This window comes from Amycolatopsis sp. A1MSW2902 (genome assembly GCF_017312175.1).
Taxonomy (GTDB): Bacteria; Actinomycetota; Actinomycetes; order Mycobacteriales; family Pseudonocardiaceae; genus Amycolatopsis; species Amycolatopsis nivea.
Map to the genome: position 1 here is coordinate 8,615,996 of NZ_QJPO01000001.1, position 14,109 is coordinate 8,630,104.

A 14,109-nucleotide genomic window follows, 5' to 3' on the forward strand; every position below is an offset into this window, starting at 1 on the left:
CTGGCGTGCTTGGTGGGACCGCGCGTCTTTTCGCCGGATGTTGCCGACAAGCAGGCTCGCGCGGAGGGGTTCACGGCGGCTGGGTTAGCCGCCGCGCTGGTTTCGCCCGCGGAACGGGGTGGAAATCCGTGCTTGCTGCGCACCAGCCAGGCCGTCGCGGACGCGCTGTCCGCTGAGATGCCCTGTCGTTCAGAGCTGCGCGGGAATCCGCCACGTCGACCAGCCCGCCGACCGCCGCCGCGGAGTCTGGGCGGAGGTGCTTGTCGGCTTCGCGCTCGCCGCCTTCTTGGGCGCGGCTTCGCGTTGCATAACTGCGCCGCCGTGCCGATCCGTCGGTGACGAGGCACCCCGGCGCTGCGTGCCGGGCTAAGTTGCTGGGCTCGCGCGCCGTGTACGGCTGGGACTTGGCCGCCGGGCGGTGTCCAGGTTGGCGGCCTCACCGGATGCCGTGGGTTAGCTGCTGGGCTGGTCGCCGTTCGCGGCTGGGGCTTGGCGTTGGTGCCCGCCGACCGCGTCCAGGTTGGCGGCCTCACCGCATGCCGTGGCTGAGTTGCTTGGCTTGCCCGCCGTTTGTGGCTGGGGCTTGGCGCAGTGAGCCCGCCGAACCATGTCCGGTCCGACGGGCTCACTGGATGCCGTGGGTTAGCGGCTGGGCTGGTCGCCGTTTGCGGCTGGGGCTTGGCGTTGGTGCCCGCCGGGCCGTGCCAGGTTGGCGGCCTCACCACATGCCGTGGCCAAGTTGCTGGGCTTGCCTGCCGTTTGTCGCTGGGGCTTAGCGCAGTGAGCCCGCCGAACCATGTCCGGTCCGACGGGCTCACTGGATGCCCTGGGTCAGCTGCTCGGCTTGCCCGCCGTCTGCGGCTGGGACTTCGCGCCGTTCGCCGTCGAACCGTTGCCGTTCTTCGCGCCGTTCCCGGCGGAGCTTTCCGTCGCCCCGCCATTCGCGGACGAGCCGTTCCCGGTCGCGCTCTTGGCAGCAGAACCGTTCTCGCCCTTCGGCTTCGGCGACGGTGCGGGCTTCGGCTCGACCGGGGCCGGCGAGGGGTCTGGCTTCGCCGGGTCGTCGCCGCCGACCAGTTTCGACGCGGCGGGCAGCACCGATTCCGACGGGAGTGCCGTCAGCAAGCCTTCGCTGCGGCCGAGGACCTCGTCCGCCAGCGCCAGGTTCTTGCGGGCCTGTTCGCGGATCTCGGCGAGCCGCTCGACCTTGCGCGTCGCCGCGGTGGTGCGCTGGGCCGCCTGCGTGGTCGCCTCGTCGAGACGGCGCTTGGCCTCCGCCGTCGCCTCCTCGACGCGGCGGGTCGCCTCCGCGGTGGCTTCCGCGATACGGCGTTCGGCCTGGTTCTTGCTGGCCGTGCGCTGGTCGGCGATCATCTTTTCGTGCGCGGTGCGCTCGGCGGTGATCTTCGCGTCGAAATCGCGCTCGATCTTGCGGCGCTTGCGCTCGGCTTCGTTGTCGAGGAGTTCCCGGCGCTGCGCCGCCTCGACCGTCAGCCGCTGCACTTCGGCGCGGGTTTCCTTCAGCGCGGCCTCGTGCTCCGAGTGCAGCGCTTCGGCCTGCTTGTCCAGCTCCTCGACCAGGCGGTGGTACCGCTCGCGCAGCTTCGTGGACGCCTCGGTGGACGACGCCCAGTGCTTCTCCGCCGCCACCTGCGCGCGCTTGGTGATCTCCTCGGCCCGCGCGTTCGCGAGCGTGACGGTGCGCTGCATCCGCTCGTCCAGGTCCTCGAGCCGCTCCGGCGGCTTCATCAGTTCCTCGACCCGCGACTGCAGCTTCGACACCTCGCCGCGCGTCGTCTCGAGTTCGCGCGACAGCGTGGCGACCTGGGCGGCCGCCGCGTCGCGGTCGGTGATCAGCCGGTGCAGCTGGCTTTCGAGGTGGTCGAGGTACTGCCGCACCTCGGTGCGGTCGAAGCCGCGCCAGGCTTCGGTGTACTCGCGCCGCAGCGGGAGGAGGCCGTTGTCTCGCTCGGGAACCATGCCCACGACCGTACCCGCGCACCTGGCGTGCGTGCCGCCAGGAGTGGCGAATCACCGCCCCGGGTCGATTCTTCCTGTCGATCTCGCCTGAACGGCCTCACCCGCCGCGCGAAGCCGTCACTACCAGTGGAAGCCGCGCGACAGCCGGGCCAGCGCCATCGCCGCGCGGGACAGGTGTTTCTCGCCCCGCCCGATCTTCAGTTTCCCGCTGCCGCCCGCCGCCGCGGAATCCGGGAAGATCCGGAAACCCTGGTACGCGATCGCGTCGGTCAGCCCCGGCGCGAGCGTGTAGGTGAGCCCGATCGCCTGGCCCGCCGGGGTGCCGATGTGCTTCGGCCGCTGGATCAGCGCCTTCAGCACCATGTCCGCCGCCTGCTCCGGCGATTTCGTCGGGAACGCGTCGTAGATCTTCGTCGGCCGGATCATCGGCGTGCGCACGAGCGGCATGTGGATGGTGGTGAAGGTGATCCCGTCGCCGTGCGTTTCGGTCGCCGCTATCCGGGAGAAGTAGTCCAGCGCGGCCTTCGACGCGGCATAGGCGGAAAACCGCGGCGCGATTCCCTGCACGCCGATCGAGGACACGTTCACGATGTGCCCGAATTTCCGCTCCGACATGTGCGGGAGGACCGCCAGGATCAGCCGCACCGCGCCGAAGTAGTTGATCGCCATCGCGCGCTCGTAGTCGTGCATCCGGTCGTACGACAGCTTGATCGACCGCCGGATCGAGCGGCCGGCGTTGTTCACGAGCATGTCGATCCGGCTGTGTTCGGACAGCATCGCGTCCACGGCCTTGCGCACCGAATCCTCGTCGGTGAGGTCGGCCGGGTACACCGACGCGGTGCCGCCTGCCGCGATGATCTCGTCGCGCACTTCTTCCAGTTCGTGCTGCCGCCGCGCGACCAGCAGCGGCACCCCGCCCGCCGCGGCGACCTTCAGCGCGGTCGCCCGGCCGATGCCCGACGACGCGCCGGTGATGATCACGCGGCGGCCGTCCAGTTCGCCGCGCGGACCGTGCTTGCGCGCGCGGAACGGGTCGAGGTGTTCGCGCCAGTAGCGCCACAGCGTGGGGGCGTATTCCTCGAGCCGCGGCACCTCGACGCCGCTTCCGGCCAGCGCCTTGCGCGTCTCCGCGGACGCGAACACCGACGGGAAAGCCATCGTTTCCAGCAGCACCGGCGGAATGCCGAGCCGCTCCAGCACCGCGTCGCGGGCGATGGTGAACCCGGGAATGTGCTCGCTGAGCTTGACCAGCCCGACGATTCCCTTCGACACCCTGTCGCCGAGCTGCACGGTGATCGTCGGCGCCCCGGCGGCGCGGGCGAACGCGTTGTAGACCGACACCACCGGCTGCGGTTCGGGGTTCACGAGGTGGAAGGCGCGGCCGTCGAGACCCGGGGTGGTGACCAGCTCCAGCAGGGCCTTCGCGACGTAGTCGACCGGAACCACGTTGGTGTCGCCCAGATCCGGTCCGGCGGACGGGACGTCGGGCAGCCCGGCGAGCCTGCTGATCGCGGGGAAGAGGTAGTACGGGCCGTCGATCTTGTCCATCTCGCCGGTCTGCGAATCGCCGACCACGACCGCGGGGCGGTATACCCGCCACGGCACCTCGTGCTGGTCCCGGACGAGCTTCTCGGCCTCGAATTTGGTGCGGTGGTACGGCGTGATCAGGCGCTGTCCCACGTCGAACATGTCCTCGGTGAACAGTCCTTCGTGGTCGCCCGCGACGGCGACCGACGAGACGTGGTGCAGGCACCCGGCGTTCAGGTCCGCGGCGAGGTCGATGACGTTCTGCGTACCGTCCACATTGGCCCGGATGCTGGTTTCGTCGTCGGCGGTGATGTCGTAGAGCGCGGCGAGGTGGATGACGTGGTCGACGCCGCGCAGCGCCTCCCGGTCCGCCTCGGACACTCCCATCAGCGGTTCGCCGAGGTCGCCGGTCACGAGCGTGACGCGGTCCGGATGCGGCCACGCGTCGACGAGCGCGGCCAGCTTCCCCCGCGACGACGCGCGCACCACCAGCGCGACCCGTTCCACGTCCGGCCGGGTGAGCAGCTGCCGGGTGACCTGGCGCCCGATCAACCCGGTCGCGCCTGTCACCAAGAACGTCGCCATCTCCATCACCCTCCGCCGTGCCGCCGCCTGGACCCATGGGCATTCTGCTGCATGGACGCCGCCCTGACCACAACGCGGCAGGGTGAGGTTACTCGCAAGTAACTTAGCGTCGGCACGGGGTCCCGCAGGTGGCAGCGGATTTCCGCGAACGAGGGGCCGCTCAGAAACTGCGCGAATGGACCCCTCGCGCGGGTTCAGCGGGTCGCGAGGGGACCCCTCACTCCGGGTCCGCGATCACGACGCGGTTCTCCTCGTACCCGTCGCTCCCGCCGATCCAGCGTCCGCCGCAGGTCACCAGGACGACCCGATGCGGACCGGCCTGCCCGAAGAGATCGTCGGCGCGGCTCGGCAGATCGTTCTTGTGCACGGTGACCAGCTGCGAAATCCGGTAACGGCTCGTCTTGCCCGCGCGGTCCACGATCGTCACCACGCCGCCGATGCGCTCGCTCCACAGTTCCGAGAACGGCCCGGTCGCACCGCGCCAGTTCACGTGGCCCGCGAACACGCTCGCGCCGCTGACCGCTTCCAGATCCGCGCCCCACCAGGCCGCCTGGCCGATGTCCGACGGCACCGGAAGCGTGTTGCCCGGCCCGAGGTCCTGCCGCACCATCGCCGCGGTCCCGCCGCCGGGCAGCCGGATCGTGCCCGGCGCCTGCGGTCCTGGTTCCGGAGCTTGCCGATGCTCCGCGGGTGCCGCCGGCGGAGCGGCCGCTGAACTGCTGGGCGGCGGCGCCGCTGAACTGCTCGACGGCGGCGGCGCGGGAGCCAGCTGCTGCGGGGAAGCGGCCGGAACGGCGGCGGCGACCGGGGACGCGCTCCCGGCCACCACCGTCGTCGGCGGCGAACTGATCACGACCGTCGCGAGTTCCACTGCCAGCACGCTTGCCGCGCCGAGCACGAACCCGCCGACCAGCCGTCCTTTTCCGCTCATCTGCCCTTGCTGCTTTCGCTTACCGCCGCGCCGACCGCCGAGCGGCGAACCCGACCAGCCCCGAACCGACGAGCACCAGCGCGGCGAGACCCGCGATGCCGGCGGTGGAGAAGCTCGTCTCGACGGTGCCCTTGGCCATCGTCACCGGCAGGTCGCCGGCGGGAATCGCGTGCGGTACTTCGTTCGGCGTGTTGGCCACAGTCAGCGCAAGTGTGCCGCCCGGCGTCAGCGATCCGCACGCGGCGGGCGGATTGTTCGGGTCGAACGCGTTGGTGTAGCCCGGCGGCGCGTTCACCTCGACCACGCAGACCTCCTGCGGGGCCAGCAGATTCTCGACGGTCGCGGTGCCGTTCTCGCCGCTGGTGGTGACCACGGCGGGCTGTCCGTCGGGCCCGTTCAGCGGCTTGCCGTCCTGGCCGGTGGCCGCGGTCTTGCGGTCCTTGCCGGTGACCCGCAGCGTCGCGCCGCCGATGCCCTTGCCGGTCTTGGCGTCGGTCTTGGTGACCTGCACCTTGCCCGGCTTCGCCACCGCGACGACGCCTTGGGCGGTCAGTTGCTTCTCGCCGCCGGTGCCGACGACGCTCTGGATCCCGTCCTTGGTGTTGACCGGGTTCTGCACGGTCGGCTTGTCCGCGGGCGCGGACAACGAGGCGACGAGCTTCGGCTGGTCGCCGGTCGGCGTGACCTTCACCGTGACCGTGCCGTTCGCATCGGTCTTCAGCGTCGTGTCTTTCTGCGCGGCCTGCGGCGCGGAGTTGCCCGCCGAAGAATCGGACGCCTTCTCCGTGTCTGCCTGCTTGTCCGCTTGGCCGATGGTTCCGTCGGTGGCGGTCAGCTTCACCGGAACGTCCGGGATGCCCTTGCCCTTGGAGTTCTTCACCGTGACCGTCCAGGTCGCGGGCTGGCCGAGGTGCTGATCGCCCTTCGGCGCGGTGACCGACGCGGTCCACGGGCCGCGGTTCGCCTCGGCCTCGGCCTTCATCTTGGCCACGTCCTTGGCGGCTTCCGGGGTGAGGAGCTTGAAGTATTTGTCCTCGGGATAGGCCGCCTTGTTCGGGGGCGTGCCGAAGTCCGTGTCGCCGGGCGTCTGCGTTTTGGCGGTCCACGAGTGCAGCAGATGAGCGAGCGCGGCTGCCTCGTCGTCATCGGAGGTGTTGCCGTAACGCAACAGCAGGTAGGAGATGTTGCCTGCGATGTCGGGCTCCAACGGCTTGCCCCACTTCGTCAGCAGATCTTGACCTGGTTGGTACTCCTCGTCGCTGTCCGGTGCCTTCAGGTGGAAGCTGACGCAGAAAACGTCCTTGCCGCCCACCTTGTAGGAGCCGAGCCAGTCCTTGTATGTGACGCCGTCTGACTCTTTGTGCTCGATGTTTCGGCCGTGGCCGGTGACGGCGGCCGCCGAGGCCGGGGTCGCCCCGATCGCGGTTACGGAGAGTGCGCCGAGCAGTGCGGTCGCGACCAGCCCGGTGGCCGCGCGCCAGCGAGCGCGCGGGCGTGAGATCCACCCCATGGTGTGTTGGCTCCTTCGACGTGCCTGCCGACGCCTGAACGGCGTCCTCGCAGTTCACCTGATCGAACAACTCCCCGACACGCGTTCGGTCACTTCCCGGACACGCGATGTGAAGGTTCGCGGGTCAGCGGGGGAGTTGTCTAGAGACCATCGGGTGACCTGCGGTGAACGGTCGTGACCTTCATCGCCTACGGTGGCCGTAACGGGGGTGGCCCCACCCGTGCGGGTGATGAGTAAAATCTGCTTTACCCGAACGGGAACCAGCGAGCCGCCGCGGTCGTTGAACCCGATGCAAGGTGCCATAAAGTCCAGGAGGACAGGTGCGTTCCAGCAGCAACCCGGCGTTCCGCAATCTCCCGCGCGGCGCGGCCGCGACCGGGCAGTACGGGCCGAACGTCGGCTTCGACCAGCCCTACGGCCAGCCGCAGGGCCAAGGCGGCGTCCCGGGTTACGGCCCTGGCCAGATGGGCACCGCCTCCGCCGACCGTCCGATGACGGTCGACGACGTCGTCATCAAGACCGGCATGTCGCTCGGCGTCGCGCTCGTCGTCGGCGTGCTCACCGCGATCTGGGCGCAGTCCCAGCTCGTGCGCGACTCCCTCGGCAGGCTTTCGCCGAGCGGCCCGCTCCTCGGCGCGCTGATCGGCGGGCTCGTGGTGGGCCTCGTCGTGTCGCTGGTGATCATCTTCAAGCAGAAGCCGAGCGGTCCGCTCACGCTCGTCTACTCCGGCGCCGAGGGCCTGTTCCTCGGTGCGCTCAGCGGGTTGTTCGAGGTGTTCCTGCCGGGCATCGCCCTGCAGGCGCTCATCGGCACCGCGGGCGTGTTCGTCGCGATGCTGGTCGTCTACAAGACCGGCGCGGTGAAGGTCACGCCGAAGCTGACCAAGTGGATCGTCGGCGCGGTCGCAGGCGTCGCCATCCTGATGCTGGTCAACCTGGTCACCGCGCTGTTCTTCGGCTTCAACCCGCTGCGCGACGGCAGCCCGCTCGCCATCGTCTTCAGCCTGGTGGTCATCGGCATCGCCGCGTTCAGCTTCCTGCTCGACTTCGACCAGGCCGACAAGATGATCCGCGCCGGCATGCCGTCGAAGTGGGCCTGGTACGCCGCGTTCGGCCTGATGACCACGCTGGTGTGGCTGTACCTCGAGATCCTGCGTTTGCTGTCTTACCTGCGCGACTAGCCGTCGCACAGGTTTCCCGGGAAGGGGCGCTCCGCGTTACGCGGAGCGCCTTTTCTGTTTTTCTGCCGGGAAGCTCTGCGCGCTCCCGAGGCCGTCGTGTTGGATGTGCCCGGTCGGAATCTTTCTTTCGGGTTTGCGAGGCATCACGTGAGCGTTCCCCCGCACGGGCACGGACCGCAGCAGGGCTACGGACAACAGGGCTACGGACAGCAAGGCCAGTCGCCGTTCCAGCAGCACTACGGTCCGGGCGGGATGCCGCCCCAGCAGAGCCCGAAGCGGAACTTCCCGACCAGGACCGTGGTGCTGGTCGCCGTAGCGGTGGTGATCGTCGCGGCGGGGGTCGTCATCGGCTTCCTCAAGTTCGGCAACTCGACCAGCAACACCCACGCCAGCGACTGCATGCACATCGAGAAGTCCGGCTCGACCACGACGACGAAAACCGTCGACTGCGCTGACCCCGGAGCGAACGTCAAGGTCGCGGTCGCGCGCGCCACCCGGAGCGGCACCTGCCCGCGCGGCGACTATTACCGCTACACCACCGGCGGCAAGAACCACCGCGTGCTCTGCCTCATCCCCAACGTGCAGCAAGGGGATTGCCTCTCCGGGCTCCAGACCGCCAGCACGACGTACCAGAAGGTGCCGTGCACCGATCCGCAGAAGAACGCGGAGATCGTCAAGCTCGTGCCTGGCGCGAAGGACCGGTCGGCGTGCGAGGGCAGCGGTTCGACCACCGTCCGCTGGTACTCCGACCCGGAGGAAGCCATCTGCATCAAGAGCTGACGGGCGGTACAAAGGGGCCGTCCGGACGCCCGGTTTCGGCCGTTCGTCGCACTCCGTGAGACAGGCTGCGTCCGGGGCTCACCGGGACCTAACGTGGATCGCCGCCCGCCGCCGGGCGGGCCCCGTTCATCCCCGACCCCCTCAGGAGACGTGGTGGCGACCACCGATTCCCCTGTCGACGAGCGAAAACTTCTCGACTTCCCCACCTCGTGCGCGGCTCCGGCGCCTAAACCGGAGGAGCCGGTCAAGGTCGTCCCGCTGGCGGTCGCCGCGGTGCTCGCGGTCGGGCTGACCGCCTACGTCTGGGCCGCGCACGGCGCGAAGTTCGGGGTCCTGCTCGTGCTGGGGCTGGCGCTCGGCCTCGCGCTTTTCCACTCCCGCTTCGGGTTCACGTCCGCGTGGCGGCAGCTGATCGCCGTCGGCAACGGCCAGGGCCTTCGCGCGCACACCCTTCTGCTCGGCACCGCCGCGACGCTCATCGCCCTCATCTGCGGCACCGGCGCGGGCCTCTTCGGCAGCAAACCGGTGCCAGTGACGAACGTCGGGCCGATCGGGCTCGCGTTGTTCGTCGGGGCCACGTTGTTCGCGATCGGGATGCAACTCGGCGGCGCGTGCGCGTCCGGGACGCTGTTCGCGGTCGGTGCCGGGCAGTCGACGATCGTGCTGACCCTCGGCGGTTTCATCACCGGTTCGGTCCTCTACACCTGGGGCTATCCGCTGTTCACCGGCTGGCCGCAGGTTTCCGGATTCCTGCTGTCGGACCACGTCGGCTGGTTCGGTTCGTGGGCGATCACGATCGCGGTGCTCGCCGCGATCGTCCTCGCGACCCGGGTGGTCCAGAAGCGCCGCGTGCCGCCGCCGGTCGACACCGTGCCGACCGCGCGCGGGTTCGCCCGGATCTTCCGCGGCTCCTGGCCGATCCTCGCCGGCGCGGTCGTGCTCGGCGTGCTGGCCGGCGCGGTGTACCTGGTTTCCGGCGGCATCTGGGGCGTCACGAGCGCGTTCAGCCTGTGGGGCGCGAAAATTCTCCAGGTGTTCGGACTGCACCCGGAGCAGTGGGAGTTCTGGCAGCTGAAGGCGAACGCGACGTCCCTGTCCAAGCCGATCTGGCAGGACAAGACGAGCCTCACCGACATCGGCATCATGATCGGCGCGTTCGTCGCCGCCGCGGCCGCGGGCGCGTGGAAGATCCACAGCTCGATCCCGTGGCGCACCGCGGTCGCCGCGATCCTCGGCGGAATCCTCATGGGCATCGGCGCGCGACTGGCGAACGGCTGCAATATCGGCGCGTACCTCGGCGGAATCTCCGTCGGCAGCCTGCACGGCTGGCTGTGGGGCGCGTTCGCGCTTTTCGGCACCTGGATCGGGCTGAAACTGCGGCCGTTGTTCGGTTTGGGCAACCCTGTGCGCACGGACAGTATCTGCTGAGCCGATCGGGGACTTTTCGCAGGTCATCGTGACTGCGCGAAAAGTCCCCACGCATTTCGCCCGGCAGCGAAAAAGACTGCGTGGCCGCTTGCCGCTCGGCTAGTCTGGAGCGCGCGCAAGGGGGAACCGCCGTCGTATTGTCGCGTCGCGGGCTTGCGCATCACCACTAACAGATGGGGTTCCGCATGTCCGCACCCGCGACTCCGGCCGCGCCGGATGCCGGTGACAAACTCGACCGGGGAGTGCTGAAGGTCGCGTCCGTGGTGGTGCTCGGCGCCATCATGGCGATCCTCGACACCACCGTGGTCAACGTCGCGCTCCAGAAGCTCACCATCCAGTTCGCCACGTCCTTCGACACCATCCAGTGGGTCGCCACCGGCTACATGCTGGCCCTGGCGACGGTCATCCCGGTCACCGGATGGGCGTCCGACCGGTTCGGCACGAAGCGGCTGTACCTGCTCGCGATCGGCACCTTCCTGATCGGCTCGATGCTGGCCGGGCTCGCCTGGAACGTCGAATCGCTGATCGCGTTCCGCGTCGTGCAGGGCCTCGGCGGCGGCATGCTGATGCCCGCGGGCATGACGATCCTGACCCGCGCGGCCGGTCCGCAGCGGATCGGCCGGGTCATGGCCGTGCTGGGCGTGCCGATGCTCCTTGGCCCGATCTGCGGCCCGATTCTCGGCGGCTGGCTGGTCGATTCGGTGAGCTGGCGCTGGATCTTCTACATCAACGTCCCGATCGGACTGATCGCCTTCGTGCTCGCGCTCCGGCTGCTCCCGAAGGACAACCCGGAGCCGGGCAACCGGTTCGACTTCCTCGGCATGCTGATGGTGTCGCCGGGTCTGGCCGCGCTGATCTTCGGTGTTTCGCGGATTCCGTCCACCGGTACCGTCGGCGCGCTCGAGGTGTGGCTGCCCGCGCTGGCCGGGATCGTGCTGCTGATCGCGTTCGTGCTGCGGGCGCGGACCATGGAGCACCCGCTGATCGACCTGAAGCTGTTCCGCAACCGGTCGTTCTCGGTCGCGATGATCACGATGGCGGTGTTCTGCGTCGGATTCTTCGGCGCGATGCTGCTGCTGCCCACGTATTTCGTGCTGGTGCGCGGGGAGAGCGCGCTGCACGCAGGTCTTCTGCTGGCCCCGCAGGGCCTTGGCGCGATGCTGGCGATGCCGATCACCGGACGGCTGGCGGACAAGATCGCCCCGCGCCGGATCGTGGTGCCCGGCCTGGTCTTCATCGCACTGGGCATGGTGGTGTTCACGCAGGTCACCGCGACCACCCCGTACTGGCAGCTGCTGGCCGCGCTGTTCGTGATGGGCATCGGCATGGGCTGCACGATGATGCCGATCACCTCGGCCGCGCTGCAGACGTTGCAGTCCAAGGACATGGCGAAGGCCTCGACCGCGACGAACATCCTGCAGCAGACCGCGGGCGCGATCGGGTCCGCGGTGATGTCGATCATCCTGGCGGCGCTGCTCGCCGGGAAGTTCGGCGTCCCGACGAGCCAGGGCCAGCTGGTCGCCACCGCGGCGACGATGAACCCGGCCACGCACGACGCCGCGGCCGGCCTCGCGGGCGAGTCGTTCGCGACGACGTTCCTGTGGGGCACGATCCTGCTGGCGCTGTGCCTGGTGCCCGCGTTCTTCCTGCCGAAGAAGCGCGTGGTGCCCGAGACGACGGGCTCCGACGACGTCGCTCCGCCGGTGCTGATGCACTGACCCGCACATCGAAAAGGGCCGTCCGCGAACCCCCGCGGACGGCCCTTTTTTGCGTTGCTGGGCTCAGGAAAGCCGCTCCAGCACCATCGCCATGCCCTGCCCGCCGCCGACGCACATCGTCTCGAGGCCGAACTGCTTGTCGTGGTGCTGCAGGGAGTTGATCAGCGTCGAGGTGATCCGCGCGCCGGTCATGCCGAACGGGTGGCCGACCGCGATCGCGCCGCCGTTGACGTTCAGCCGGTCGAGGTCGATGCCAAGGTCGCGGTAGGACGGGATGACCTGCGCGGCGAACGCCTCGTTGATCTCGACCAGGTCGATGTCCGAAATGGACAGACCGGCGCGGGACAGCGCCTGCTTCGAAGCCTCGACCGGGCCGTAGCCCATGATCTCCGGCGACAGGCCGGTGACGCCGGTGGACACGACGCGCGCCAGCGGCGTCAGGCCCAGTTCGCGCGCCTTCGTGTCGGACATGATCACGACAGCCGCCGCGCCGTCGTTGAGCGGGCAGCAGTTGCCCGCGGTGATCCGGCCGTCGGGGCGGAAGACCGGCTTCAGCCCGGACACGCCTTCGAGCGTGACGCCAGCGCGCGGCCCGTCGTCCTTCGACACGACCGTGCCGTCCGGCAGCGTGACCGGCGTGATGTCCTTGGCCCAGAAGCCGTCCGCAATGGCCTTCTCGGCGAGGTTCTGCGACCGCACGCCGAACTCGTCCATCTCCTCGCGGGTGACGCCCTTGAGCCTCGCGAGGTTCTCCGCGGTCTGGCCCATCGCGATGTAGACGTCGGGGAGCTGCCCGTTCTCGCGCGGGTCCTGCCAGCTGTCCGCGCCGGACTCGGCGGTGGCCTGGGTGCGCGCCTCGGCGTCGGCGAACAGCGGGTTGTGCGTGTCCGGCCAGGAGTCGGAGCTGCCCTTCGCGAACCGCGACACGGCCTCGACGCCCGCCGAGATGAAGACGTCGCCCTCGCCCGCCTTGATCGCGTGCAGCGCCATCCGGGTGGTCTGCAAGCTGGAGGAGCAGTACCGGGTGATGGTGCAGCCGGGCAGGTGGTCGTAGCCGAGTTCGACGGCCACCGCGCGGCCCATGTTGAAGCCGGACTCGCCGCCGGGCAGGCCGCAGCCGAGCATCAGGTCGTCGATGTCGGCGGGGTCCAGCTGGGGCACCTTGTCCAGCGCCGCGCGCACCATCTGCACGGCAAGATCGTCGGGGCGCATCCCCACCAGCGAGCCCTTCCCGGCGCGGCCGATCGGGGAGCGAGCGGTGGAGACGATGACGGCTTCGGGCATGACTGACACATCCTCGGGTCGGCGGCACTAAGCGGTTGCTCACCATCTTGCCGCGTCCGGCGTCCGTCCGAAAGCCGAAGGCGACATGCACCACCTTGCTCCCGTGGGAGGATTTCCGCCGTGACCGAGCGCAACCGGGTGTTGTCCACCCGCACGATCGCGTGGTGGGGGACGGGCATCGTGCTGCTCGCGGCCGTCGCGGCGGCGTTGCTGCTGTGGCTGCTCGGCGGCGGCACCCCGGCCGATTCGTCGCGGCTCGACGCGCTGCGCACGGCCTCGAGCATCGTCGTCGGGACCGGCGGCGCGGCCGCGCTCCTGCTCGCCGCGCGACGGCAGCGGTCCGCCGAACTGGATCTGGAACAGAAGGACCACGACGCGACCGAGCGCCGGATCACCGACATGTACGGCAAGGCCGCCGACCAGCTCGGCAGCGACAAGGCCCCGGTCCGGCTGGCCGGGCTGTACGCGCTCGAACGCCTCGCGCAAAGCCACGCTGACCAGCGGCAGACCATCGTCAACGTGCTCTGCGCGTACCTGCGGATGCCGCTGGACGGCACGGACGAAGAGGTGCAGGTCCGCAAGGCCGCGCAGCGGATCCTGATGCTGCACCTGCGTCCGGGCGGCGGCGAGGAGCCGAACGGGTCGTACTGGCCGGACATCGACCTCGACTTCTCCGGGGCCAGGCTCGTCGCGCTGACTCTCACGCACTGCAGAATCCGTTCCATCGTGTGCTACCAGACCAAATTCGAGGAATTCGCGACGTTCCGCGGCACCGAATTCCGCAGCAAGGCCGATTTCCACGAAGCGGTGTTCCGCGAACGCGCGGACTTCCGCGGCACCGTCCTCGGCGGCGGAGACGACGTATTCCGCGGCGCGAAGTTCGAGAAGCACGCGGAATTCGGGACGCACTCGGAAGCCGGGTTGGCCGGCGCGCTCGCGAAGCCCGGCTACAAACGGACCTGGCCGCCCGGCTGGACCGAAGAACCCGGCGACGACGGCTGGCTCCGGCTGGTTCCATCGGGTGTTTCGAAATAACCGCGGAACCGCTAGGATTCGTGAAGAGTCAACAAGAAGAAGAGGATCCCTGATTAGGAGGTGAACCGGTCATGATGGCCCTCAAGCGTTACTGCGCGGCATTGCGGGCCGGGACGGATCTCCGGGACGGGATCACGGATCGGCGTGCGG

10 protein-coding genes are annotated in these 14,109 nt (G+C 69.4%); 5 read left to right on the forward strand and 5 right to left on the reverse strand.

Annotation, left to right across the window (positions count from 1 at the left end; translation table 11 throughout):
- Window positions 1-831: 831 nt before the first annotated feature.
- From DMP23_RS40450 to DMP23_RS40465, 4 genes are all read right to left on the reverse strand, one after another.
- On the reverse strand, window positions 832-1,980 hold the full coding sequence (locus DMP23_RS40450) for a cell division protein DivIVA (RefSeq protein WP_043828063.1): 1,149 nt from the start codon (window positions 1,978-1,980) through the stop codon (window positions 832-834).
- A 120-nt stretch (window positions 1,981-2,100) separates the two neighbouring features.
- Complete coding sequence (locus DMP23_RS40455) at window positions 2,101-4,092, reverse strand: SDR family oxidoreductase (protein WP_337824124.1); 1,992 nt, start codon at window positions 4,090-4,092, stop codon at window positions 2,101-2,103.
- A gap of 217 nt (window positions 4,093-4,309) precedes the next feature.
- The gene (locus DMP23_RS40460) at window positions 4,310-5,023 is read right to left on the reverse strand and encodes a class F sortase (RefSeq protein WP_037816753.1); all 714 of its coding nucleotides are present in this window, start codon (window positions 5,021-5,023) and stop codon (window positions 4,310-4,312) included.
- A 19-nt stretch (window positions 5,024-5,042) separates the two neighbouring features.
- Window positions 5,043-6,533, reverse strand: a complete 1,491-nt coding sequence (locus DMP23_RS40465) for an MSCRAMM family protein (protein WP_337824125.1) — start codon at window positions 6,531-6,533, stop codon at window positions 5,043-5,045.
- 320 nt (window positions 6,534-6,853) lie between these two features.
- Here DMP23_RS40465 and DMP23_RS40470 point away from each other — a divergent pair, with 320 nt between their 5' ends.
- From DMP23_RS40470 to DMP23_RS40485, 4 genes are all read left to right on the forward strand, one after another.
- The gene (locus DMP23_RS40470) at window positions 6,854-7,714 is read left to right on the forward strand and encodes a Bax inhibitor-1/YccA family protein (protein ID WP_037816748.1); all 861 of its coding nucleotides are present in this window, start codon (window positions 6,854-6,856) and stop codon (window positions 7,712-7,714) included.
- A 147-nt stretch (window positions 7,715-7,861) separates the two neighbouring features.
- Window positions 7,862-8,494 carry an LppU/SCO3897 family protein gene (locus DMP23_RS40475; RefSeq protein ID WP_337824126.1) on the forward strand — a complete coding sequence of 211 codons (633 nt, stop codon included), beginning with the start codon at window positions 7,862-7,864 and terminating at the stop codon, window positions 8,492-8,494.
- 150 nt (window positions 8,495-8,644) lie between these two features.
- Complete coding sequence (locus DMP23_RS40480; protein WP_370318197.1) at window positions 8,645-9,922, forward strand: YeeE/YedE family protein; 1,278 nt, start codon at window positions 8,645-8,647, stop codon at window positions 9,920-9,922.
- Between the two features lie 185 nt (window positions 9,923-10,107).
- Entirely contained in the window at window positions 10,108-11,640 is a 1,533-nt protein-coding gene (locus tag DMP23_RS40485) for a DHA2 family efflux MFS transporter permease subunit (protein WP_337824127.1), read from the forward strand.
- A gap of 63 nt (window positions 11,641-11,703) precedes the next feature.
- Here DMP23_RS40485 and DMP23_RS40490 read toward each other — a convergent pair whose 3' ends face one another.
- A complete protein-coding gene (locus DMP23_RS40490) occupies window positions 11,704-12,924 on the reverse strand; it encodes an acetyl-CoA C-acetyltransferase (protein WP_037816740.1) in 1,221 nt (406 codons plus the stop codon).
- Window positions 12,925-13,044: 120 nt separating this feature from the next.
- Here DMP23_RS40490 and DMP23_RS40495 point away from each other — a divergent pair, with 120 nt between their 5' ends.
- Window positions 13,045-13,959 (forward strand): pentapeptide repeat-containing protein, encoded by a 915-nt coding sequence (locus DMP23_RS40495; RefSeq protein ID WP_134667089.1) that lies wholly within the window; start codon window positions 13,045-13,047, stop codon window positions 13,957-13,959.
- Window positions 13,960-14,109 lie beyond the last annotated feature (150 nt).

Excerpts from the sequence above, each read along its gene's own strand:
- DMP23_RS40450 (WP_043828063.1), bottom strand. The coding sequence starts at position 1,980 with ATGGTTCCCGAGCGAGACAACGGCCTCCTCCCGCTGCGGCGCGAGTAC.
- DMP23_RS40455 (WP_337824124.1), bottom strand. The coding sequence starts at position 4,092 with ATGGCGACGTTCTTGGTGACAGGCGCGACCGGGTTGATCGGGCGCCAG.
- DMP23_RS40460 (WP_037816753.1), bottom strand. The coding sequence starts at position 5,023 with ATGAGCGGAAAAGGACGGCTGGTCGGCGGGTTCGTGCTCGGCGCGGCA.
- DMP23_RS40465 (WP_337824125.1), bottom strand. The coding sequence starts at position 6,533 with ATGGGGTGGATCTCACGCCCGCGCGCTCGCTGGCGCGCGGCCACCGGG.
- DMP23_RS40485 (WP_337824127.1), top strand. The coding sequence starts at position 10,108 with ATGTCCGCACCCGCGACTCCGGCCGCGCCGGATGCCGGTGACAAACTC.
- DMP23_RS40490 (WP_037816740.1), bottom strand. The coding sequence starts at position 12,924 with ATGCCCGAAGCCGTCATCGTCTCCACCGCTCGCTCCCCGATCGGCCGC.